Below are 23115 nucleotides of genomic sequence, written 5' to 3'. Positions count from 1 at the left end.
AGGGAGCGCTGCATTTATTGTGTCGAGCTTGGCGACGGTATGCAACGGGGCGCGGAAAAAAGTTTGCATGAACCTGTAACGCCTTGGCAGCTACCTGACCCTGTCATTTCTTCTTCTCTACTACTGCCGAGAATACCGTTGTGATCTGGGCGTTTTCCCTTTTTTTCTTGTTCTTTAGTGACGGATATCTATCGCCAAAACACGTGAATCTGATGATTCAACATCAACACGCATTTATTTTTGCGCAAATAATGTCACCGTCGTCCAGGACGAGTTACAGCAGCAGCCCGCGCAGCATCAGCAACCCGCCCTCCCTCAGCAGCACCGTGAGCAATAGCGTGACAGCAGTGCTGCACCCAAACCACAACACCATCCATGTCACCCCTATCTCTAGAGCGCGCATACGCCGCAGCAGCCGTGAAATAGTCATCCACCCCCATCGCGAAATGCCCAGCCTCAGGCACCACTGCACGCGTGGAATCTACATGACGCGAACGCAACAACAATCGCTCCAACGCCCGCCCAAGAAGCCCATTCGCACACGGAAATGGCCTAGAGCGCAACACCTCACCATGCACAAGCGCCGCCAACAACACCGGCGACGTAACCCCTTGCCGAAACTCATTAAGCAGCGCAAATAAACTAGCGCGCGCATCATCAGCCTCCGGCTCACGACCTAACGCACTAAGCAACTCACTACACCCCTCCCCCGCCACCCGCGTACGACCAACCTGCCCCACCGCAAGCGCATTACCCGCCACCGCATGCAACCGCGCCACTGCCTGACGTGGCGCATCCTCAAATTTGCTATCCAAACGGTCAACCTCAGCCGTCAAAGCAATCGCCGCACGAGTAACCCGATTCGACGGGTCGGTAGTAGGAGGCCACAACGCCCCCGGTACCGACAACTGCCGAACCCGATCCACGGAAGCACGACCTTCAGAAAGCGCAGCCGACCCATGCGCACCGCGAACACGCGACTCAAACATGATCTCCGGTAAATGTCGGCGCAAACCTTCATGGAACCGAAGCCGCGAACACGCACCAGCTGCCTGGGCCACCTGGGAGCGCAACTCAGGCAGCGAAGCTGCCTCTGCAACAAGTAGGGGGATCTGCGACACGTTTAGACCCTAACGCCGTGGTTCGGCGGGCCATTCACGCTCTCACATGCAGCGAGGCGCGTGAAAAGTGCCACATGCAAGACGAAACACACTGTGCTGCACACGATGCCTATCCGGCGTGCCTGCGTTGTGTCATCCGACCTCGTCGAGACACACCGGCCCTACACAACACCCCGGTCACCTCACGGACACAGGAGCCCCAGCGGCAGCCGAGGCACCCAACACCCACGCAGACCCCTACTGACAAGCAAAAACGACTTTGAGGCATTTTGGGCACAACAAGCCCGAACCTCCATCACCTGGCACAAAGATTTCGAAAACGTCCTCGACTGGAGCAACTCGCCATTTGTCCAATGGTTCATCGACTGCGAACCCCACCTAGGTTCCCTCCGAAGCCCCTCTCTACATCCTCTACACCGCACCAACGCGGTACGTGCATTCTGAAGCAGACGGCCGACATCCCCGCCGCTTTCGACCTTCCCAGCATTCGTCCTTCTAGGCAGCGTCGGGAAAACCAATCAGTCCAGAAGCATGCTGGTACCACGAACACATGGCGCCCAACACCCCATTCCCGGCATAGACGTAGAGATCCTCAACAACATTGCCCAACCCGTTGAAGACAGAACCCAAGAATTCCTCATCATCACCAAACATGACCATCCATGGCCCGTGAAATCTGGGGAGATACACAACGCTGTATCGATACCTACCGGTCACGTCTTGAAGGCATGTACTTCGCCGCAGATGGAGCTAAGAAAAACACCAACGCAAACATCTGGATTCTTGGCCGCGTCGACGACGTCATGAACATCTCCGGACACCGACTCTCCACTTCTGAGATTGAGTCAGCTTTAGTCAGCCATGACGCAGTGGGACCAAAAACTGCCGTATTCGGAGCCACAAACAAGATGACTGGTAAGGCTGTCGCCACATTCGTGATCTTGCGCGCAAGGGTGGATGGACCAGACGAAAAGAGTCTCGTTGAAGAGCTACGCGATGTGGCAGAAAAACCGCGAAGTCAGTGACGTCACCACTCTGGCAGATTCCTCCGTAATGGAGTTCATCAGCACCAACATGCGCTCACGATCACAGTAAGCGCACGCTGAGAAGCACTGTTACAGAAGGAGGGAGTTTTGCATGAACAACACTTATGCCTGCCCACTCCTTCTGTAACGGAATGCTTCACGAATTGATTGGCCGTTCACGCAGCACCGGGATGTGTTCTCCGCTCCACACCGCATCAGGATCAGAGAGTGCAGTGATGACTGGACGCAGCCCCATCCACCATTGTTCTTTGGGCCTGCGATTGACGACGTCGAGATGTTCCATGATGCGGTCGAGACGGTTAAGACGAACTTCACCTTCAAGCAACCCGACGCAACGGCCTTCGTGACAACCTGCTGAAAGCTGCTCAACAATGTCGCGGATTGCTCCTTCAACGAGCCGGGTAGCAAGAATACGGTCATTGCTAGAGGGACTGCCGCCTTGCTGAATGTGACCAAGGACCGCAGTGCGAACGTCATAGAGACCGTGTGCTTCTTGCTCGAACAAACGAGCCATGAAGTCAGCCGTGTAGCGTTCGTTAGCACGTTCGTTGCGGATTGCTAGGAAGAGACGTCGTCCGTCTTTGAAAGCGGCAATCATGTGTTTGACGTCGCGGGTGAGGTCATCGAGAGTGACTCCTTCTTCGTGAAGATAGACACGCTCAGCACCCGTAGCAATGCCTGCCATGAGAGCCAGATAGCCGCATTTACGCCCCATGGTTTCGGTGACGAAACAACGCTGCGAGGCAGTGCCGGATTCTTTGATGGCATCGAGTGCCCAAATAGCGCGGTTTAGGGCAGAGTCTGAACCAATTGAGAGTTCAGAGAAAGGCAGATTGTTATCGATGCTGGCTGGCACGCACACGATTGGGATGGCAAGTGCTGGGTAGCGTTCGGATTCGGTGAGCATGCGGTGAGCGGTGAGATAGGCGTTGTATCCACCGATAAGCATGAGGGCATCGACGTCATTCTTTTCCAGGGTGCGGGAGATGGCGTAGAGGTGTTCAAGGTCAGGCACCATGCGTCGGACGCCAAGTTCAGCCCCTCCAAGGCCAACCCATGAATCGACGTCAGCCCAGGAAATTTCGTGGATGTCATCGTCGAGCAGACCAGACACCCCGCCGGTAATTCCTAGAACGGTCAGCCCGCGCTGCATACCTAACCGGACAGCGGCTCGGGCGGCAGCGTTCATGCCTGGGGCGAGGCCACCAATGTGCATGATGGCTAGGCGTTTTCCGTACCCGGGCCGGTCTTCACGAGGGCCGTCTTCAGGGCGTGAGAGACGACGGAACAGTTCGACACCTTCGAGAAATTCGGTTCCGCGGGCACGAACGGCGTCGCTGTAGTTGCCTGCGGCAACGGTGGCTGCGATGTTGCCGGTAGCGGTGACGGCTTCGACAAGGTCGATGCGGGCAATGCGCCCTGATCGGACTCCGATGATGTGGGCAGGTTGGTCAGGGGTTGCTTCGAGGACTTCTTGCGCAGCGGCGTAACCAAGCAGGGTGGACATCCATCGGTCGTAGGCGCTGGGAGTTCCGCCTCGTTGAACGTGTCCAAGGATGGTGATTTTTGCGTCTTCACCTGTTGTGTCGTGGATTGCGGCTTGGACGCGCTCGCAGGTGATGGGGGTGCCGTCGCGTTCTTGGGCTCCTTCTGCGACAAGGATAAGACTGTCGCGTCGTCCTGCGGCGCGGCCGTCACGAATTTTTGTGGCGAGGTCGTTTTCCCATCCGGGTTCAGGTGGTGCTTCAGGGACGAAAACGTAGTCGCAGCCACCAGCGATGGCAGCGAAAAGGGGAAGGTAGCCGCAGTGGCGTCCCATGACTTCGATGACGAAAGTGCGTTGGTGGCTGGCGGCGGTGGACGCTATCGCATCGATGGCTTCGAGGATGCGGTGCATGGCGGAGTCGGCACCGATGGTCATATCGCTGCCGATGAGGTCATTGTCGATAGAGCCGACTAGGCCAGCGACCATGAGTGCAGGGTGTGCATCTGCGGTGGTTTGGTCGATTTCTCCGGCAGCGACGAGTTCTTCGAGTAGTTCGGGCCAGTGGTGGCGGAAGGCGTGTGTTCCGGCCAGTGATCCGTCGCCTCCGATGGCGACGATGCGGTCGATGCCAAGTTGTAGGAGGTTCTTGGCAGCGCGGCGCATGCCTTCTCGAGTGCGGAAGTCGGCTGAGCGCGCAGTGCCGATGATAGTGCCGCCTTTGGCGAGGATACCGCCGACGTCATCCCATTGGATGGGGGTGATGGTACCTTCGACTGCGCCTTGGTATCCCTCCCAAATGGCGTAGACCTCAGCGCCGGCGTGGATGGCGGTGCGGACTACAGCTCGGACGGCAGCGTTCATGCCTTGGGCGTCTCCCCCGCTGGTGAGGATGGCGATGCGGCAAGGAGCGTCGGTGTGGGGGTCGTGTTGGTCTATGTTCACTGCTATCTCGTTCCGCTGCGGCGTGGACCGGGTGTTGTCTGGTTTCTATGTTCGCTTGTGCAGGTGGAGTTAGACGAGTATTCGTGCAGTGGAGGCGCGCGAGGTGTTGGGGTTTGGGTGTTGGGGCGAGTCTTGTTGTGTCTGAGGAGGGGCACTGTGTATGGGATGGCGGGTCCATGTACTCGCCGGAGGTGGTTTGACTCGTTATTGTCAGTATTGATCAGACTTGTATGCAGACGCTTCGGTTCGTCCGCTTGACGTCCCTCGCAGAGTTGTGCGCCCGGGCTCCTACGGATCGATGGAACTGCACCGATTGGCTCACAAACGAGGAGACACTATATGCCCAATAATATTCCCCCCACTGAGAAGCCTGAGGCGTCGCGTCCGGCGGACCCGTCGCTGGGGCGTCTCATTAATTCCGCGCTGGAGGATGTATCCAGCCTGGTGCGTAGTGAGATCGAGTTGGCCAAGCTCGAGATCACGAAAGATTTGAAGAAGGCTGTTGTCGGGGCGGCGATGTTCATCGTCGCGGCCGTGTTTGCTGTGTTCGGGTTGGTGTTTTTGCTGCACACTCTTGCGCTGGCTTTGGTTGCGTTGGGGCTGGCTCCGTGGCTGGGCTACCTGATCGTCACGTTGTTGCTGTTTGGCGCGGCCGCTGGAGTGGCATTCATCGGTAAGTCGAAGGTTTCTGAGGTGAACCCGACGCCTAAGCGTGCGGTGGCGACAACGAAGGACACGCTGGACTCGTTGAAGCGTTCGAAGTCTGGTGAGGCCACTGCTGCGGTGCGTCGTCAGGATGCGTTTGCTTCGGGTGCGACTTCTTCTTTCACTGCGCGATTGGAGAACGCTTCTTCCTCGCCTGAGATCCGCCACTGAATGGGAGTTATTCGCAGTGCGTTCAGGATCGTGACCGAGCTGTCTGATCCGTTGTGACACGGCCCGTCAACCTTATGGTTGGCGGGCCGTGGGCGTTGTTGGGGGCGCTGACTCTAGTGAGTTTTTCTGTCTGCTCAGGCGCGCGGGGTTTAGGCCTGGCTGTGCTTGTGGACGAATAGATAGTTTGTGCATACATGTAGAAGGCTTGGTTCTGCAGATTTTCTGCAGAACCAAGCCTTCTAGCGATTGTTAGGCAACAGCACGGGAGGGCAACTCAGAAGTCCCAGTCGTCGTCGGTGGTGTCGACAGCTTTACCCATGACGTAGGACGATCCCGATCCAGAGAAGAAGTCGTGGTTTTCGTCAGCGTTGGGGGAAAGCGCGGCCAGGATTGACGGTGAGACAGCGGTCGCGCTCGGCGGGAACAGTGCCTCATAGCCAAGGTTCATGAGTGCTTTGTTGGCGTTGTAGCGCATGAACATTTTGACGTCTTCGGTGAATCCGATTTCGTCGTACATGGATTCAGCGTAGGACTCTTCGTTGTCGTAGAGCTCGTTGAGCAGGTCGAACGTGTATTCCTTGATATCATCACGTCGTGCCTGGTCGGCCTCTTTTAGTGCCTGCTGGCACTTGTACCCGATGTAGAAACCGTGGACGGCTTCATCACGGATGATGAGGCGGATGAGGTCTGCGGTGTTTGTCAGCTTGGCGCGGCTGCTCCAGTACATGGGGGTGTAGAACCCGGAGTAGAAAAGGAACGATTCCAGCATGACGGAGCAGACTTTGCGTTTTTCGGCGTCGTCTCCGTAGTAGTAGTCGAGGATGATCTGGGCTTTGCGTTGGAGGTGTTCGTTCTCTTCGCTCCAGCGGAAGGCCTGGTCAATCTCTTCGGTGGAGATCAAGGTGGAGAAGATAGAGCTGTAGCTCTTGGCATGCACGGATTCCATGAAGGCGAAGTTGGTGAAAACTGCTTCTTCATGGGGGGTGCGGGAGTCGGGGATCATGGCTACGGCGCCAACGGTGCCCTGAATGGTGTCGAGCAGGGTGAGCCCGGTAAAGACGCGGGTGGTCATGACCTGTTCTTGGGGGGTAAGGGTGCGCCAGGAGGGGATGTCGTTGCTGAGCGGCACCTTCTCTGGGAGCCAGAAGTTACCGGTGACGCGGTCCCAGACTTCTTGGTCGAGTTGGTCTTCGATGCGGTTCCAGTTGATGGCATGGATGCCGCGGTCGAGGGTGAGTTTGCGTGTCATGTGCGGTTCCAATCGGTTGCAGGCGGCGGGTCAGAGCATGCAGCTGACGCAGCCGTCAACTTCGGTTCCTTGGAGGGCGAGCTGACGCAGACGGATGTAGTAGAGGGTTTTGATGCCTTTACGCCAGGCGTAGATCTGCGCTTTGTTGATGTCACGGGTGGTGACGGTGTCGGGGAAGAACAGGGTGAGGGATAGGCCCTGGTCAACGTGCTGGGTGGCTTCAGCGTAAGTGTCGATGATTTTTTCGGGGCCGATTTCGTAGGCGTCGGCGTAGAACTCGAGGTTGTCGTTGGTCATGTAGGGCGCGGGGTAATAGACGCGACCGATTTTGCCTTCTTTGCGGATTTCCACTTTGGCGACGATGGGGTGAATCGAGCTGGTGGAGTGGTTGATGTAGCTGATCGACCCGGTGGGTGGAACGGCTTGGAGGTTTTGGTTGTAGAGGCCGTGTTTGGCGACCAGTTCGGCGAGTTCTTTCCAGTCTTGGGGTGTGGGGATGTGGATTCCGGAGTCGGCGAAGAGCTGGGCGACGCGTGGGGTGCGGGGCGTCCATTCTTTGTCGATGTATTTGCGGAAGTATTCGCCGCTGGCGTAGGCGGAGCGTTCGAATCCTTCGAATGTGATGTTGCGTTCTTGGGCGATGCGGCAGGAGGCGGCGATGGCGTGGAAAGTCACCGTGTAGAAGTACATGTTGGTGAAGTCCAGGCCTTCTTCTGAGCCGTAGTGGATTCGCTCGCGGGCCAGGTATCCGTGCAGGTTCATTTGGCCTAGGCCGATGGCGTGGCTTTGGGCGTTGCCTTTTTCGATGCTGGGTGCGCAGGCGATGTTGGAGTGGTCGCTGACTGCGGTGAGGGCACGGACGGCGGTGTCGATGGTGCCTGCGAAGTCAGGGGAGTCCATGGTTTTTGCGATGTTTAGGGACCCGAGGTTGCAGGAGATGTCTTTGCCGATTTCCTGGTAGCTGAGGTCTTCGTTGTAGGTGGAGGGTGTGGAGACCTGGAGGATTTCGGAGCAGAGGTTGGACATGGTGACGCGGCCGTCGATGGGGTTGGCTGCGTTGACGGTGTCTTCGAAGAGGATGTAGGGGTATCCGGATTCGAACTGGATTTCTGCGAGTACCTGGAAGAAGCGGCGGGCGCTGATTTTGCGTTTGCTGATGCGGGAGTCGTTCACCATTTCGCGGTATTTCTCGGTGACGCTGATCTCGCTGAAGGCTTTCCCGTAGACGCGTTCTACGTCGTAGGGGCTGAAGAGGTACATGTCTTCGTTATTGCGGGCCAGTTCGAAGGTGATGTCGGGGATGACGACACCCAGGGAGAGGGTTTTGATGCGGATTTTCTCGTCAGCGTTCTCGCGCTTGGTGTCTAGGAAGGTGAGGATGTCGGGGTGGTGGGCGTTGAGGTATACGGCGCCGGCACCTTGGCGTGCGCCGAGTTGGTTGGCGTAGGAGAAGGAGTCCTCGAGGAGTTTCATGACGGGAACGACACCGGAGGACTGGTTTTCGACGCGTTTGATCGGTGCGCCGGATTCGCGGAGGTTGGTCAGGCTTAGGGCAACACCTCCACCGCGTTTGGATAGCTGCAGTGAGGAGTTGATGGCGCGGGCGATTGACTCCATGTTGTCTTCGACGCGCAGGAGGAAGCAGGAGACAAGCTCTCCTCGCTGGGCTTTTCCAGCGTTGAGGAAGGTTGGGGTTGCGGGTTGGAAACGGCCGGTGAGGATTTCATCGACGATGCGGGGTGCGAGCTCACGGTTTCCGTCGGCGAGGGTGAGGGCGACCATGCAGACGCGGTCTTCGTAGCGTTCGAGGTAGCGGGTGCCGTCGAAGGTTTTGAGTGTGTAGGACGTGTAGTACTTGAATGCGCCCATGAAGGTGGGGAACCGGAATTTGGCGTCGTAGGCGCGTTTGAAGAGGGATTTGATGAACTCGAAGTCGTATTGCTCGAGGACGCCGGCTTCGTAGTAGCCGTTTTCGACGAGGTAGTCGAGTTTTTCCTGGAGTGAGTGGAAGAAAACGGTGTTTTGGTTGACGTGCTGGAGGAAGTACTGGCGGGCTGCTTGTTTGTCAGCGTCGAACTGGATGTTGCCGTGCTCGTCGTAGAGGTTGAGCATGGCGTTGAGGGCATGGTAGTCGGCGGCGGTAGATGAGACGGACTCGGAGCCGGTGTCGGTGAGGAGGGTGGAGGTCATTGTGCGCGCAGCCTTCCGCGGACTTTCTCGACGTCGTCGGGTGTGCCCATGAGTTCGAATCTGTACAGGAGTGGGATGTGGCATTTGGCGGCCACGATGTCACCGGCGAGGCCGTAGGCGGCACCGAAGTTGGTGTTGCCTCCGGCGATCACCCCTCGGATGAGGTGTCGGTTGTGGGGGTCGTTGAGGAATTTGATGACTTGTTTGGGCACGGCACCGCCGTGACGGCCGCCTCCGTAGGTGGGCAGTACGAGAACGTACGGCTGTGTCACCTGAAGGTGAGGTTCACCGGGTCGTAGGGGGATGCGTTGTGCTGTGCATCCGAGTTTCTGCACGAATCGGTGTGTGTTCTCCGAGGTCGAGGAGAAATAGACCAGGTGGGTCGCCGGGGTGTCCGCGCCCGGTGCGGGCGCGTCCATGGGTTCAGGCTGCGTTTGCGCGGGCTGCGGCGGCTTTGATGAGGTCGGGTCGGTAGCCGGACCAGTGTTCGTCGCCGTGGATGACTACCGGGGCCTGGGTGTGGCCTAGGGACATGACGTGGGTGAGAGCGTTCTCATCGGCGGTAAGGTCGACCACTTCGTAGGGAAGTCCTGCCTTGTCAAGGGCGCGGTAGGTTGCGTTGCACTGGACACAGGAGGGCTTGCTGTACACGGTGAGTGATTCTGCGGTTTCGATGGTCGACATGCTCTCTCCTCAAAGCGGGGTCACGAGGGAGGGCGTGCGCAATAACGCGCCCGGTTTCCTGCGCGACCGTTGGCCGATAACCGGGCGGACCCGGGGTGCTGGTGGGTGTTCGCGGTTGGGGGGCGATCGCGTGGTGCGTTCGTCTACTGGGCGTTGCTCCTAGCTGGTGGGCTGGTGCTTTGTTTCGCCTGTCGTTCCCTCTGGCCGCTGTGGGAAGGCCCTGAATTGTTTTTGGGGCTCTTCACGGTACCGCGTTCTCAACCCCAAGATGTGGGGGCTGATCCGGCGATCCAGCACAAGTGATTGTAGGGGCATGGGTGCACGCGCGCGAATGCACCGCTCTCCGGCGTGTTGAGTCTTTTACGCAGCGCAAAGCGTCTGAGCTGGCGGAGCAGGACGTTCGGTAAGGAATTCGTCGAGTTCTTTGAGAGTAAGAACATAGGCGGTTTCGTTCTCTGTCGTTGAACGAGCGAAAACGACTCCGGCGACACGACCGTCCACGGTCAGTGCTGGGCCGCCGGAGTTTCCAGGACGTACATCACCACGCACAACGTAGATCTGGCGTATCGCTTGACCTTGGCCGTAGATGTCGGCGCCACGGGCATTCATGCGGGTAGCGATACGCCCTGGCTGGGTGGAGTAAGGGCCTCCGAGTGGATATCCGGCCATAAAGAGTGCTTCTTTGCGGGAAACTCGCTCTGCTCTTGGTAACGGTTGGGCTTGCAAGTCTTCAACTTTGAGCAGTGCTAGGTCACGGGCTGGGTCGAAAGTGACGAGATGAGCCGAATGGCGTTCGTTTTTCACTCGGACGCTGATGCGGTCAGCTCCAGCAACGACGTGGGCGTTCGTAACGATGGTGTCGGAGGTCAGTGCCCATCCTGTGCCTTCTTGAGAGCGGTTGCATCGCAGCGCAAGCGCATCGATTCGATAGATGGATTCACTGGCAGCTCGGAGTGCCTCATTGGATGCGATGGCTTTGTCTGGGGGTTGGACGCTACGAACGTCAGGTGGTTCTTGGTCGGTGAAGACTCGGGGGAATTGGTAAGCATCGAGAGCGACAAGTGCTTGCTCCAGTACAGCGTCTCGAGTGGCGGGCATGACGTTGTCCACCACGTGCAATGACCGGGAGGCAGAGATTCCATCTTTGAGCGCTGGGATAGGCGAGAGTGCGAGCAGCCCAGTGGCTACCCAGAGCGCCACGGCGGCGACGGTGAATTGCACAGCCGCGCCACCGAATGCATCGGTGTAGCGCGCCCAGGAAGCTCGAATGCAGCTGATGAGCGGCATCGCTATACGCTCGAGGATGCCTTGAGTGATCGCTGCCAGGACCAGGATAAGCATGACCAGAATGGCCGCCTCAGAGGCAGCCCACTGTGCAGGGAGCTTATTGGCGAGCGCTCCGGGCAAAACAGCAACACCAAGAATGCCTCCGGCGGCGAATCCTGCTGCACCGAAAAGACTTCCGATGAATCCCCGTCGCCATCCGCTCGTTACTGAGGTCCAGAGGATGAGAAGGACGACGGCATCGACCACCAGGCCCCACGGCGCCCACGCGACCGTTCCGTTCATCACATTCTCCCTCGTCGTTATGGCGTGTTTGTGGTTAACGCCTCAGTTTTTGCTGTCTGCCAGGGCTTTCGGGAGCTTTCGTGTCGATGCACGTCATGCTCACGAACACCGCTGGTCTGGCACACTTACCTCGTGGCTCTCAACGATCTTGTCAGGCAGGCGCCTCTTTTCTCGGCGCTGAGCGACACCGATGTCCATGCACTTCAGTCGATGATGACCTCGACGCATGTGGCGCGCGGTTCAGTCCTCTTCCGTGAGGGCGACCGCGGCGACCGTCTGTACGTCATCGTCTCCGGGAAGATCAAGCTCGGACGCGCGAGCATCGATGGGCGCGAGAACCTCGTCGCTGTGCTCGGCCCGGGTGAGCTTTTGGGCGAGTTGACGGTGTTTGATCCGGGTGACCGTAACGCGACGGCCACAGCGATTGCCAACACGGAACTGATTGGTCTTACGCACGAGCAGCTGGCTGCGTTCCTGCCTGATCACCCGCAGGTGGCTTCAGCGCTATTGGCTTCATTGGCGCGTCGTTTGCGTCGTACGAACGATTCTCTTGCTGATCTTGTTTTCACAGATGTCCCGGGCCGGGTGGCGAAGGCTCTCATTGATTTGTCGCACCGTTTCGGTCAAGAGATCGACGATGGTCTTCTGGTTCCGCACGATCTCACGCAGGAAGAGTTGGCTCAGTTGGTGGGTGCTTCTCGCGAGACGGTGAACAAGGCGCTTGCTGATTTCGCAACGCGTGGGTGGATCCGTTTGGAGACCCGTGCGGTGGTACTTCTCGACGTGGAGCGTTTGACCCGTCGAGCTCACTGAGGCGGTTGTGTTGCTTCGGTGAGGTTCTGGTCGACGAGGACGGGGATGTCGTCCTCGTCGACTGGTCCATGCCATGTTCCGTCGGGGTGGGTGACGATGACTGGGGCGCGGTTGCAGGGGTAGAGGCAGCCGGTTTGGGTCAGGAGTACGCCGTTGTCGTGCAGGTCGCGGTGGCGTAGTTCGTCGCGTATTCGGATGGCGATGGCGTCGGCTCCTTGGGCGTTACAGCGTGGCCCGCGGCAGAGCAAAACGTGATGGGTGTGGGGTGGTGGTTGTTCCCAGGTGGGGTTGTGTAGTGGGGCTTCTTGTCCGGTGATAGCTCGTCGTGGCTGCTCGTCGAGGTTGTATGTGGTTAGGTCGTGTACGGGCTTAGTGATGACGTCGATGTCCATGCTGGAGTTGCGGGTGCGTTTCCAGTGTCCGGCCACGCGGCGTACCCATGAGGGTCCGGTGGGGGCAGCGTCGAAAGTGATAGGGATGAGCAGCACCTGTTGGGTGTTTTGCGCTTCGAGGGTGTCCAGGGTGTGGGTGAGTGAGGTGTGGTCGTTGCCTTGGAGGGCGGCGACCTGAGCGTGTAGGTGAGTGGCGACGTGGCTGATGGTGGCCTCGGGGTGGGGGCTGGTGAGGTCGATGGTGACAAGGACGAGTGTGGTCATGGTTGTTTTCCGGTAAGTCCTGTCCAGGTGATGTGGGTGCGTTCGTCGTGGTGGATGCGGGTGTTGATGCCGAAGACGTCGGCGATGAGTTCAGTGGTGAGGGTGGTGCGGGTGGGTCCTGTGGCGATGATGCGTCCGTGGTTCATGACAATGATGTGTTCGCAGAAGGCGGCGGCGAGGTCGAGGTCATGCAGGACAGCAACGACGGTGAGGTTCAACGCGCAGACGGTGTGAAGGAGGCTGATTTGGTGGCGTAGGTCGAGGTGGTTGGTGGGTTCGTCGAGCAGGAGGATGCGAGGTTCTTGGGCCAGAGCACGGGCCAGCTGTACGCGTTGACGTTCTCCGCCGGAGAGGGTGGGCCAGGTTCGGTCGGCGAGGTGGGTGATGCCTGCGGTGTGCATGGCGGTGGTGACGGCGTCGGTGTCGTGGGGGTTGTGCCATCGTCCGCGATGTGGTGTGCGTCCGAGTTCGACGATGTGTCGGGCGGTGAGGTCTAGAGGAGTGTGGGGGTGTTGTTCCAGGAGTGCGCAGAGGCGGGCGCGGTGGCGTGGTGGCATGTGGGTGACGTCGTCGTCGTTGAAGTGGATGCTTCCGGTGGTGGGGCGGCGTATGCCAGCGAGGAGGTGAAGGGTGGTGGTTTTTCCGCATCCGTTAGGGCCGACAATGGCGGTGGTTGTGGCGGCTGGGATGGTGAGGTCGAGGTGGGCGACGATGTCGCGTCCGTGAGTGTTCCAGCTGAGGTTGCGTGTGGTGATGTTCATGAGTGGCGGGCGTGGTTTCTCAGGAGGGCGACGAGGACAGGGGCTCCGATAGCGGCGGTGATGACTCCGATGGGGATTTCTTGGCCGGGGTTGAGCGCGCGGGCTGCGGTGTCAGACCACAGGAGCAGGAGTGCGCCTGCGAGGGCGGATGCGGGGAGCAGGCGGCGGTGGGTTGGTCCGATGATCAGGCGCATGATGTGTGGGATGGTCAGTCCGACGAAGCCGATGGGGCCGACGGTGGCGACGGTGGTTGCGGTCAGTAGGGCGCATCCGGTGAAGAGTGCCCAGCGGGTGTGTTCGACGCGGATTCCTAGGGAGCGAGCGGAGGTTTCTCCGAAGGCGAAGGCGTCGAGGGCGGGGGCGGAGGTGATGAGCGCTGTGGTGGCGAGCAGGGTGGTGATGGTGATGAGCCAAGCATGTGGTGCGCGGATGCCGCTGAAGGAGCCCAGCATCCAGGTCATGACTTCACGGGCTCCAGAGTAGCCGCCGAAGATCATGACGACGAAGGAGGTGAATGCGCCAGCGAGTTGGCTGATGGCTATTCCGGCGAGAATGGTTCGTCCGGGTGGGAGTGCGCCGGAGCGGCCGGTGGCAAGACCCAGAACCAGGGCTAGAGCTGCGATTGCGCCGGTGAAGGCGGTGACGGTGGTGGCTACTGCTGGGGGTAGTCCGGGGATGGTCCAGCCGAGGATGATTGCAGCGACGGCGCCGACGGCTGCTCCGCTGGAGATGCCCAGGAGGTAGGGGTCGGCCAGGTCGTTGCCGGTGAGTGCTTGGAGGATGCATCCGCATTGGGCTAGGGCGGCGCCGACGGCGATGGTGGCCATGATGCGGGGTAGGCGTAGTTCCCAGATGATGCGGTCGGTGAAGATGGTGACGTGGTCGCCGTGAATGAGGTGGACGCGGCGGGCAATCACGTCGATGACGTCGGTAGGTGGGATGGGGACGGATCCGATTCCTAGGACGATGATGCTGCTGGCAGCCAGGAGGAGGGTGAGGGTGGCTGCGGTGTAGATGAAGCGGGTCACTGGTCGAGTTGGGCGAGTTGGTTGCTGATGGAGCGGGCGCCGTCGACGAGGCGGACTCCGGGTGTGCTTTCGCTGAAGGGGATTGTGATGAATCGGTTGTTTTTTACGGCGTCGAGTTGGGATAGGACTGGGTCGTTGGTGAGGTGATTTTTCTTTTTTTCGGCGGTATTCCAGCTGGCGTCGGCCAGGACGATGACGTCGGGGTTAGCGGCGACGACTTTTTCCCATGAGGCTTCGCTCCAGCCTCCGGGAAGGTTGTCGAAGATGTTGGTGGCGCCGACGGCGTTCATGATTAGGTGTGGGCCGCCTGCTCCGGCGCCGACGGTGGGGGTTTTGTCGCCGGAGTCGTACCAGAAGATGGTGTGGTTTTTGCCGGTGGCTTTGGTGCGGATTTCGTCGAGGTGTCTTTTCTGGGTGGTGATGAGGGCGTCGGCGGTGGGGGTGACGGCGAAGATTTTGGCGATTTCAGCGATTTCGTTCCAGCCGTTTTCGAAGGTGGCCTCGGCGGTGGGGGTGCCTTTGGGGCATCCGAAGGGGCTGGTGTAGGTGTTGATGCCTTCGGAGGTGAGTTCGTTTCGGGTGCCGACGGCTTTGTCGGTGAAGGCGCTGGCGTAGGCGGAGTAGGCGAAATCGGGTTTGGCTGCGAGGAATTGTTCTTTGCTGGGGTATTCCTTGGCGAGGACGGGGACGGTTGTGTAGGCGGTTTTGTAGGTGGGGGCGATGGCGTCGTCGAGGTAGGCGGTGCCTGCCATGCGGGGGGCCAGGCCAAGGGCGAGTGCTGTTTCGGTGGCGCCTTGGTTGAGGGTGACGAGTCTGCGTGGTGGGGTGGTGACGGTGATTTTTTCGCCGCAGTTAGTCAAGGTAATGGGTGCGGTATTGCTGCTGGTGTTGGTGGAGGTGGTGGGTGCGCTAGCACAGGCGGTAAGCAGGAGGATGCAGGTGGCTATGGTGATGTGGTGGGGGTGTGGGCGCACGGTGTGGCTCCTGGGACCGGTGGGCCTGGGTCGCGAGGCCTGATTCTCGATCCGCGCCCGCAGGTGACGGGGCGATCACCAGCAGGTATTCGGACTTGGGGTCCCTCGGTGCGGGGCGCCTTCCCAGAGTGTTCCAGTGGCGTGTGTGCCCCGCCCGTCTCCCTTACCGCTGCGCGTCAGTTCCGGTTTTGCACCGGATTCCCTGGCCCCGTGGGCGACTGGCTTTCTCAGCGTAGCAGTGGTTTTGGTGGCTGCGGAGTCGTATTTGTTGCTGCTCACAGAGGGTGTGGGTCACAGGGTGTCATGGTGGCGGAGATGGTCGAGCTGAGCTGCTACGCAGATGCGTGCTGCGGCTAGGACGCTTTCGGGTTGGTCGCGGTAGACGATGTTGGTGATGGCTTCGATGTCAGTGCCAGCTCCGCTATCGCGTGCAGCGCGGATTTGGCGCAGGCGGGCGGTGCGGTGCTGGATGTAAGCGTCCAGGATGGGGGCGGTGTAGGAGTGCGTGGGGCCGTGCCCGGGCAGGAGTGTGTGCTCGCCTTTGTCTCGCAGGAGGTCGCTGAGTAGATGGAGTGTATGTAGGTAGTCGGTGAGGGTTCCGTCGGGGTAGTCCAGCCATGTGGTGCCGCGGCCCAGGATGGTGTCACCGGTGAATAGCAGGGGTGCTTCGTGGAGTCGGAAGGTTGTGGAGTCTGCTGTGTGGCCAGGGGTGGCGATGACGTGCAGGGTGAGTCCCTCGGCGTGCAGTGTTTGCCCGTCGGTGAGAGTGGAGGTGCCGATGGATAAGACTTGTAGGCCGGTGGCTTTTTCGATCAGGGGGATCGCGGCTGCGTGGTCTGCGTGATGGTGTGTGAGCAGTAGGTGAGAGATTTCGGCTTCGTCGCTGGTGGCGGTGGTGAGAATGGTGGCGATGTAGGTGGGGTCGGCGGGACCGGGGTCGATGATGATGCTGTGTTTTTTACCTGGGGCGCGAAGGATGTAGGTGTTGGTTCCTTCGAGTGTCATGGGCCCCGGGTTCGGGGCACGCAGCACCGTCACAAACGGTGATGGTGCTCCGTTTCCGGGGCTTTGTGACTGTTCGAGCAGGGTCATTCCTCGCGTAGTGCTACGACGATTTCGACTTCGACGGGGGCATCCATGGGTAGGACTGCCACTCCAACAGCGCTGCGTGCATGCACGCCGATGTCTCCGAAGGCCTGGGCGAGCAGGTCGGAGGCGCCGTTGATGACGGCGGGCTGTTGGGTGAATGTTGGGTCGCTGGCGACGAAGCCAACAACTTTGACAACGCTCTGGACCTGGTCGAGGTCGCCCACTACTGATTTGACTGCGGCGATGGCGTTGAGCACGCAGGTTCGCGCTAGCTCTTGTGCTTGTTCAACGGATACCTCGGCACCTACTTTTCCTGTGATGGGAAGGGCCCCATTGACGAGAGGAAGTTGGCCGGAGGTGTGGATACGTCGTCCGTCGGCTTTGGCGGGAACGTATGAACCTACGGGAAGTGCTACTTCAGGTAAGGCTAAGCCGATCTCTTGCAATCGTTGTTCAACGGAACTCATGTTCAGTCCTCCTCTAGAGGACGTTTGAAATAAGCCACGAGATTTCCGGTATCGGTAGTGACGACCTGGACTAGTTCCCAACCATCAATACCCCAGTTGTTCAAAATTTGCTGCGTCGCGTGCGGAATGATCGGCGCGGTCGCATATTCCCATTTTTTCATGAAGCAAGCCTATCGATTTCCGCAGAACAGAACGAGCGCTGCTAATCGCACATCTGGGATTCAGTAACTCGCGTGATCGTTATATTCAGCCAGCCACTTTGGCGGTGCTATTGGTATCTTCGAAGACACGTTTCCAGTCGGTGACCTCTGGGTGTAGGCGCAGCATCTTGCGCCGTTCACGTTCGGTCATGCCTCCCCAAACGCCGAATTCAATGCGCTCATCCAGGGCTTCTGCGAGGCAATCGACGACTACTTCGCAATTGCGGCAGATCCTCTTAGCGCGTTGTTGAGCTTTTCCTTCCACAAAAAGCTCATCCGGACTAACGGTCCTGCACCAAGCCCTTGCCGACCAATGCTCGATAGACTCTTCGAACGTTGTTTCGGGCGTTTCAGTAATCACAACTCAACCCTTCAATACGCTGGCGGCCGCGTTGACGCTTCGCGCTGTGAAATCGATCTTAGACACAGACTGGGAGGGATTTGCAATACAGGTTGCCCTGAAAGTCCCCATAGGCGACAGAACTGTGAGAGAGTGCCCCAGCATCTCTTAGAGTTAATGTGATCTGGATCACAATTAACGCTTTATAGGGGTATAAATGATGCCTAGGCATGGCCTATTTCGGCTTATTACTCCACTGCCGCGGCGCAACACGACATCATCCAAAAGGGACGCCACCTCCGACGGGACGTAACCTTTACTACATGACGAATGACCCCACCGTCCCCGCGTCTGACCACGAGCAGAATGCGGCGCCGGAGCAACGCGAGGGGCTTCATTCCGCGTTCCGTCTACTGGGTGGAGTTGTCGCCGGATCAACTGTTCTAGGAGTCCTCGTCGCAGGAATCTTCATGCCTGTTGTTGGAGCAGGCGGTCTAGCCACTAAATCCATCGTGGCTTCGTTCGACGCCATGCCCGCAGAATTCACGGCCTCCCCCGCCTCACAACAAACACGCATCCTGGCCGCAGACGGCTCCACCATCGCCACCCTGGCCGAAGACAACCGTCAAGTGGTCTCCCTAGATGAAATCGCCCCGATCATGCGTAAAGCACAGATCGCGATCGAAGATGAACGTTTTTACGAGCACAGTGGCGTTGATCCCCGAGGCGTAGCCCGAGCCCTATTCGCCACACTGCGCGGCGACACCCAGGGCGCATCCACCATCACACAGCAATACGTCCGCCAAACCTTGGTCACCACTGCCCTGAAATCCGACAACGAAGCTGGCGTCGCGGCAGCCCTAGAACGCGGCGGCGTTGCTGGCATCGTCCGCAAACTCCAGGAAATGAAATACGCCATCGCCCTGGAAGACAACCTCAGCAAAGAACAAGTTCTCGAGGGTTACCTCAACCTCGTCTATTACGGTGCAGGAGCATACGGCGTCGAAGCTGCAGCGCAACGCTACTTCAGCAAACGCGCTTCCAAACTCACCCTGCCCGAAGCCGCAATGATCGCAGGCCAAGTGCAGCGCCCCAGCTACACCAACCCATTCGAACGCCCCGAAGAAACACTTAAACGCCGCAACGCCGTACTAGACCGAATGCTTTCTTCTCACGTCATCACCGCAGAAGAACACGACGAAGCAATCAACACACCCCTAGGACTTAAACCAAGTCTGCCAAAACAGTCCTGTAATGCCTCGGGGTCCCCGTACTTCTGCGAATACGTCGTCAACTGGCTTCTGGACCAGCCATCCCTGGGCAAAGACCGCAAGAGCCGCCGCAATGCCCTCTACCGCAAAGGGCTGAAAATCGAGACACCTTTTGACCCCAAACTCGCTGCCTTCGCCCGAGAAGAACTCATCAAACGCGCCCCCGTAGAAGACAGCAAGAGCCGCGGGGCTGCCGTTGCTGTTGTACAACCCGGAACTGGAAAAGTTATTGCCACCGCCCAAAACACCAACTACGGGCAAGGCTCTGGCGAAGCTGGCGTAGAGACCACCGTGAACTGGAGCGTAGACGCCAAATACGGGGCTTCCGGCGGTTTCCAGATCGGTTCAACTGCCAAGCCTTTCAACCTAGTCGCTGCTCTAGAGAAAGGCATGTCCCCGGACACTGTCCTTCAAGTGCCTCCTAACCACACGCCCTACTCGGTCTCCCAACTTGGTGGAAACAAGTGTGGCTTCATTGGCCGTCCCTTCCAGCCCAAGAACCACGAGGGCAACGAGTTCGGCCCCATGAGCTTGAAAAAAGCCACCCAAAAATCCGTGAACACTGCCTTCGTGGAACTGGCCTCCCAGGTAGGGGTCTGCAACATCGTCGATGTCATGGGAAGGATGGGCCTACACACCGGATACGGGCAGAAGTACGGAACCAAATTCGTCCCCAACGTCATCCTCGGCGCAGACAACGCTTCTCCCCTAACCCTGGCCTCGGCCTACGCCACCTTGGCAGCCGGCGGCAAATACTGTGAGCCGGTCCCCGTAACGAAAGTCAGTGACTTCCACGGCAAAGTTTTCCCTATTCGAGGCGCGAACTGTCGTCAAGCAATCAGCCAAAAAGTCGCCTACGACACCACCCGCATCCTTGAATCGGTCATCTCTCCCGGAGCTACCGGTGAACAGATGGCCCTGGCAGATGGCCGAGTCGCGGCAGGTAAAACAGGAACCGCCGACGCGAGTGTGCACACCTGGTTCGCCGGGTTCACTCCTCAGCTGGCCACTGCCGCGTGGGTCGGACGCCCCAACGCGCAGCTGCCTCAACCACACGTATACGGGTCTACCTTCGCTGGCCCGATCTGGACCGCAGTGATGAACGAAGCCTCAAAAGGCATGCCCAAGCTCGACTTCCAGCAAAACCCCAACAAACCAGGACAAGGCACTCCTGCTTCCGAGACCGCCGAGGTCCCAGACGTAGTGGGACGGACTCTGAACTCGGCTAAGAAGCAACTCGAAAGCGAAGGCTTCAAGGTCAAGATCAACTCCGAGAAAATGCCCTCGGACAACATTGACTACGGCCGCGTAGCTCAGATCACACCAATGGCAGGCTCACAAGCTAGCCGCGGAAGCACAGTCACCATCACGCTCTCCAGCGGAGCTGATGAGTAACCCGCAAAAGAAAAAACGTGTAGATAACGTGTAGATGCAGTTTGGGGGCGCTGGCACCTATCAGTGTAGGCGCCCCCATCACTACATCTGTCAAGATGGTTAACGATGAACACACTCATGCGAGGAGCCGCTGCTTTGGCGGCCGCAGCCGTTGGAACTGCCGCCTACGGAGCTTTTGTAGAACGCAACAATTTCACGCTCCGTCGTTTCACGGTGCCTGTTCTTCCACCCGGGGCACCACAGATCCGAGTTCTCCATCTGTCTGACATCCACATGATGCCTTGGCAGCTGCGCAAGCAGGAATGGATCGCCGGTCTCGTTGACCTGGAACCTGATCTGGTCATTGACACCGGTGATCACATCTCTCACCCTGACTCGGTCCCTGTGGTGTTGGATTTGCTAGAGCCATTACTGCGCCTGCCTGGTGCGTTCGTGTTGGGGTCGAACGACTATTTCGCCCCTGCTGCGCGCAATCCAATGAAATATCTGCTGAAGTCCGAGCCAACACCAAGTTCGAAACGTCTACCTACGGAGGCACTTGTTCTTGGGCTAGGTGAGATGGGATGGCGTGACCTATCGAACGCCCGCGGCCACCTCACCGTCAAAGGCGTAGAAATCGCGCTGGTCGGTGTCGATGACCCTCACCTGAAGTACGACATGTTCCACCAGATTCCGGCCGCACCAGAACATCCGACCCCAGATCTAAAACTAGGTCTACTTCACGCCCCTTACACACGTGTGCTCGAGGCGATGACCGCCGAAGGAGTGGACCTGATGTTCGCTGGCCACACCCACGGCGGGCAGTTAGCAATTCCGGGCTACGGCGCCATCGTCACTAACTGTGACTTGGATACGCGCCGGGTTAAAGGATTATCGCGTTGGTGGGAGGGAGCGAACGGAATCGATTCTTCCCACGCACCAGCCGAAGCAGCCTGGCTTCATGTCTCCGGCGGATTGGGTACCTCCCCGTTCGTTCCAATCCGTATCGCGGCACGTCCCGAAGCATCACTGTTGACTCTTACCCCACGAGAGCACTGAACAGCGTCATCTGCTGCCAAAGCAGACCGATTGGGAGAAAAGCACCCACGTGCGTTAACGTTGGGAGTCGCTGGGACTAAGTCCACAGCATCCTCGGGGTGTGGCGCAGCTTGGTAGCGCGCTTCGTTCGGGACGAAGAGGTCGCAGGTTCAAATCCTGTCACCCCGACCAACTCTGAAAGGGCCCCTCACCTAGGTGAGGGGCCCTTTCAGCACCCTGATGCCCAACCCATCCCACACCCGAACCACACCGGTTACCCTGCACACGCGATGTGATGGAGTTAAAGAGTGAAGGCGAACAACACACATCTCCTCTGCACTACCACCGCGCTCCTAAGCCTCGCCTTCCTCAGCGCCTGCAAAATCAACCCCATCGCTTCAGCCGCATCCAGCACCGACCACCTCGCCCACGTCACCGGCATCACCGACGGCAACATCATCAAAGTTGACCTCGACGGCACCACCGAACACATCCGTCTCATCGGAATCAGCACTCCCCCAGGCACTAGCTGCTACACCCAAGAAGCCACCAACCGCATACGCCGATTCATCGAAGCCACCGCCGTACGCCTCGAGGCAGACCCCACCTACAGCAACCGCGACCCCCAAGGCCACCTATTACGCCACATATTCACCTCAGACGGAACCAACGTCGCCCAAAACCTCATCAACGACGGATACGTCCACGCCACCACCACCAAACCCCCATACCGCTACCAACCCGCCTACACCGCAGCCCAAAAAGAAGCCCAAAAAGCACAACGCGGCCTCTGGGCCGCCTGCACCACCACACCCAACCAACCCAAATAACCCCCCCTCACCCCACCACACCCAACACCACCGTCGCCGCAACAACCGCGCACCCCGCACACACCACCCCAGCACCCCCCAACCGCCACACATTCCACTTCACTCCCGCAGCCGAACACCGCTGCAGCCACAACAACGTCGCCAACGACCCCCACGGCGTCACCAACGGCCCCACATTCGCCCCCACCAACACCGCCATCAACCCCACCGCATCACCCGGAACCACCCCCTCCACCGCCAAATACGCAGGCAAATTGTTCACCACATTCGCCAACAACGCCGTCACACCAGCCACCCGCAACAACCCACCCACACCCTCTGCAGACCCCAAAACCCCACCCAACCAACCCAAACCACCCACACCCTCAAACCAACCAACCAGCACCGACAACACCACAAACCCCAACGCCATCCCCCACGGCACCCCCACCCCACGCAACAACCCCGCATCCCGCACCAACACCGCACCCACCAACACCACAACACCCACCGACGAGACCAACCACGGCTCCACCCCCACCGCAAACGCAGGCCCCACTGCCCCACACACCACAAACCCCACCAGCAACAAAACCCGATCACACCCCTCACCAGCAGGCACCACCCCATACCTGCCCGACACCAGCGCCGGATACATCACAACCACACACACCAACGTCACCACAATCGCCACACACCCGGGCCATAACGCCAACGCCACATAATCCCCATGCCCCAACCCCCACCGGGCAAAACGATCCACCGCCATAAGATTCGTCAAATTCGACACCGGCAACAACAACGACCCCGTATTGGCAACCCATAACGTCGTCACCACAAACGGCCGCACCGGCACACCCACCTGCCTAGCCAACGCAAGCGCCACCGGCGTCAACAACACAGCCGTCGTATCAAGAGAAAGAAAAACAGTAGTAACGACAGCAAAAACAGAAAACAACCACCACAAAAGAAACGTACGACCCCGCCCCCACCCCGCAATCCAGCGAGCAGCAACATCAAAAACACCCACACGCTGAGCCACATCAGCCAAGACAGTGACCGTCACAAGGAAAGCGACAACCGGAGCAACCCGCTCAACAACAGGAATAACAGTGTGAGTAAACACAATTGC

General features: G+C 59.0%; 24 protein-coding genes, 1 tRNA gene and 1 riboswitch. Of the genes, 8 read left to right on the top strand and 17 right to left on the bottom strand.

Annotated features, from left to right (window positions below; genetic code table 11):
- Positions 1-254: 254 nt before the first annotated feature.
- A complete protein-coding gene (locus DXZ77_RS11945) occupies positions 255-1121 on the bottom strand; it encodes a Fic family protein (RefSeq protein ID WP_147279292.1) in 867 nt (288 codons plus the stop codon).
- 105 nt (positions 1122-1226) lie between these two features.
- Between DXZ77_RS11945 and DXZ77_RS11325 the strand changes: the two genes are divergently transcribed.
- Positions 1227-1565 (top strand): acetyl-coenzyme A synthetase N-terminal domain-containing protein, encoded by a 339-nt coding sequence (locus DXZ77_RS11325; RefSeq protein WP_115032927.1) that lies wholly within the window; start codon positions 1227-1229, stop codon positions 1563-1565.
- Positions 1566-1616: 51 nt separating this feature from the next.
- On the opposite strand, the gene DXZ77_RS12545 is transcribed toward DXZ77_RS11325, so the two are convergent.
- Entirely contained in the window at positions 1617-1775 is a 159-nt protein-coding gene (locus DXZ77_RS12545; protein WP_258553288.1) for a hypothetical protein, read from the bottom strand.
- An 8-nt stretch (positions 1776-1783) separates the two neighbouring features.
- Here DXZ77_RS12545 and DXZ77_RS12540 point away from each other — a divergent pair, with 8 nt between their 5' ends.
- On the top strand, positions 1784-2146 hold the full coding sequence (locus DXZ77_RS12540) for an AMP-binding enzyme (RefSeq protein WP_258553287.1): 363 nt from the start codon (positions 1784-1786) through the stop codon (positions 2144-2146).
- A 157-nt stretch (positions 2147-2303) separates the two neighbouring features.
- Here DXZ77_RS12540 and DXZ77_RS11315 read toward each other — a convergent pair whose 3' ends face one another.
- Positions 2304-4595 (bottom strand): 6-phosphofructokinase, encoded by a 2292-nt coding sequence (locus DXZ77_RS11315; RefSeq protein ID WP_258553286.1) that lies wholly within the window; start codon positions 4593-4595, stop codon positions 2304-2306.
- A gap of 339 nt (positions 4596-4934) precedes the next feature.
- Here DXZ77_RS11315 and DXZ77_RS11310 point away from each other — a divergent pair, with 339 nt between their 5' ends.
- Positions 4935-5471 (top strand): phage holin family protein, encoded by a 537-nt coding sequence (locus DXZ77_RS11310; protein ID WP_115032258.1) that lies wholly within the window; start codon positions 4935-4937, stop codon positions 5469-5471.
- A gap of 274 nt (positions 5472-5745) precedes the next feature.
- On the opposite strand, the gene nrdF is transcribed toward DXZ77_RS11310, so the two are convergent.
- The 5 genes from nrdF to DXZ77_RS11285 form a co-directional block, all read right to left on the bottom strand.
- Positions 5746-6720: a class 1b ribonucleoside-diphosphate reductase subunit beta gene (nrdF, locus tag DXZ77_RS11305; RefSeq protein ID WP_115032257.1), complete on the bottom strand. Its 975-nt coding sequence runs from the start codon at positions 6718-6720 to the stop codon at positions 5746-5748.
- Positions 6721-6750: 30 nt separating this feature from the next.
- Positions 6751-8910, bottom strand: a complete 2160-nt coding sequence (gene nrdE, locus DXZ77_RS11300) for a class 1b ribonucleoside-diphosphate reductase subunit alpha (protein WP_115032256.1) — start codon at positions 8908-8910, stop codon at positions 6751-6753.
- Positions 8907-9329, bottom strand: coding sequence for a class Ib ribonucleoside-diphosphate reductase assembly flavoprotein NrdI (nrdI, locus tag DXZ77_RS11295; protein WP_115032255.1), 423 nt, complete (start codon positions 9327-9329; stop codon positions 8907-8909). Before nrdI ends, nrdE begins: the two co-directional genes overlap by 4 nt.
- Positions 9330-9333: 4 nt before the next feature.
- Entirely contained in the window at positions 9334-9594 is a 261-nt protein-coding gene (gene nrdH / locus DXZ77_RS11290) for a glutaredoxin-like protein NrdH (protein ID WP_115032254.1), read from the bottom strand.
- A 360-nt stretch (positions 9595-9954) separates the two neighbouring features.
- Positions 9955-11163 (bottom strand): MarP family serine protease, encoded by a 1209-nt coding sequence (locus DXZ77_RS11285; protein ID WP_115032253.1) that lies wholly within the window; start codon positions 11161-11163, stop codon positions 9955-9957.
- A gap of 132 nt (positions 11164-11295) precedes the next feature.
- Here DXZ77_RS11285 and DXZ77_RS11280 point away from each other — a divergent pair, with 132 nt between their 5' ends.
- The gene (locus tag DXZ77_RS11280) at positions 11296-11976 is read left to right on the top strand and encodes a Crp/Fnr family transcriptional regulator (protein WP_028327542.1); all 681 of its coding nucleotides are present in this window, start codon (positions 11296-11298) and stop codon (positions 11974-11976) included.
- Here DXZ77_RS11280 and DXZ77_RS11275 read toward each other — a convergent pair.
- The 8 genes from DXZ77_RS11275 to DXZ77_RS11240 all read right to left on the bottom strand — a co-directional run bounded on the left by DXZ77_RS11275 (position 11970) and on the right by DXZ77_RS11240 (position 17512).
- Positions 11970-12632 (bottom strand): (2Fe-2S) ferredoxin domain-containing protein, encoded by a 663-nt coding sequence (locus DXZ77_RS11275; RefSeq protein ID WP_115032252.1) that lies wholly within the window; start codon positions 12630-12632, stop codon positions 11970-11972. The two genes, DXZ77_RS11280 and DXZ77_RS11275, sit on opposite strands and share 7 nt — an antisense overlap.
- Positions 12629-13393 (bottom strand): ABC transporter ATP-binding protein, encoded by a 765-nt coding sequence (locus tag DXZ77_RS11270; protein WP_115032251.1) that lies wholly within the window; start codon positions 13391-13393, stop codon positions 12629-12631. Before DXZ77_RS11270 ends, DXZ77_RS11275 begins: the two co-directional genes overlap by 4 nt.
- Positions 13390-14421 (bottom strand): FecCD family ABC transporter permease, encoded by a 1032-nt coding sequence (locus tag DXZ77_RS11265; RefSeq protein WP_115032250.1) that lies wholly within the window; start codon positions 14419-14421, stop codon positions 13390-13392. Before DXZ77_RS11265 ends, DXZ77_RS11270 begins: the two co-directional genes overlap by 4 nt.
- Positions 14418-15395 (bottom strand): ABC transporter substrate-binding protein, encoded by a 978-nt coding sequence (locus DXZ77_RS11260; protein ID WP_115032248.1) that lies wholly within the window; start codon positions 15393-15395, stop codon positions 14418-14420. Before DXZ77_RS11260 ends, DXZ77_RS11265 begins: the two co-directional genes overlap by 4 nt.
- A gap of 63 nt (positions 15396-15458) precedes the next feature.
- Positions 15459-15633, bottom strand: a riboswitch (cobalamin riboswitch).
- Positions 15634-15686: 53 nt separating this feature from the next.
- Entirely contained in the window at positions 15687-16487 is an 801-nt protein-coding gene (locus DXZ77_RS11255; protein ID WP_115032246.1) for an MBL fold metallo-hydrolase, read from the bottom strand.
- Entirely contained in the window at positions 16484-16951 is a 468-nt protein-coding gene (locus DXZ77_RS11250) for a RidA family protein (protein WP_115032244.1), read from the bottom strand. The genes DXZ77_RS11255 and DXZ77_RS11250 overlap by 4 nt, the downstream gene beginning before the upstream one ends.
- Positions 16952-16953: 2 nt before the next feature.
- The gene (sp36, locus tag DXZ77_RS11245; RefSeq protein ID WP_115032242.1) at positions 16954-17112 is read right to left on the bottom strand and encodes a Sp36 family protein; all 159 of its coding nucleotides are present in this window, start codon (positions 17110-17112) and stop codon (positions 16954-16956) included.
- Between the two features lie 85 nt (positions 17113-17197).
- Positions 17198-17512 carry a WhiB family transcriptional regulator gene (locus DXZ77_RS11240; RefSeq protein WP_258553285.1) on the bottom strand — a complete coding sequence of 105 codons (315 nt, stop codon included), beginning with the start codon at positions 17510-17512 and terminating at the stop codon, positions 17198-17200.
- Between the two features lie 302 nt (positions 17513-17814).
- Between DXZ77_RS11240 and DXZ77_RS11235 the strand changes: the two genes are divergently transcribed.
- The 4 genes from DXZ77_RS11235 (at position 17815) to DXZ77_RS11220 (ending at position 22004) form a co-directional block, all read left to right on the top strand.
- Positions 17815-20157 carry a penicillin-binding protein gene (locus tag DXZ77_RS11235; RefSeq protein WP_115032240.1) on the top strand — a complete coding sequence of 781 codons (2343 nt, stop codon included), beginning with the start codon at positions 17815-17817 and terminating at the stop codon, positions 20155-20157.
- A gap of 105 nt (positions 20158-20262) precedes the next feature.
- Positions 20263-21195 (top strand): metallophosphoesterase, encoded by a 933-nt coding sequence (locus DXZ77_RS11230; protein WP_115032238.1) that lies wholly within the window; start codon positions 20263-20265, stop codon positions 21193-21195.
- A 94-nt stretch (positions 21196-21289) separates the two neighbouring features.
- Positions 21290-21366: transfer RNA gene (locus DXZ77_RS11225), tRNA-Pro, on the top strand.
- 116 nt (positions 21367-21482) lie between these two features.
- Positions 21483-22004 carry a thermonuclease family protein gene (locus DXZ77_RS11220; protein ID WP_115032236.1) on the top strand — a complete coding sequence of 174 codons (522 nt, stop codon included), beginning with the start codon at positions 21483-21485 and terminating at the stop codon, positions 22002-22004.
- Positions 22005-22011: 7 nt separating this feature from the next.
- Here DXZ77_RS11220 and DXZ77_RS11215 read toward each other — a convergent pair whose 3' ends face one another.
- Complete coding sequence (locus DXZ77_RS11215; RefSeq protein WP_181816136.1) at positions 22012-23109, bottom strand: ArsB/NhaD family transporter; 1098 nt, start codon at positions 23107-23109, stop codon at positions 22012-22014.
- Positions 23110-23115: the final 6 nt, after the last annotated feature.

The organism is Dermatophilus congolensis (genome assembly GCF_900447215.1).
GTDB lineage: Bacteria > Actinomycetota > Actinomycetes > Actinomycetales > Dermatophilaceae > Dermatophilus > Dermatophilus congolensis_A.
Note: the sequence above shows the minus strand (reverse complement) of the source record. Positions and strands in the feature narration are given on the sequence as shown.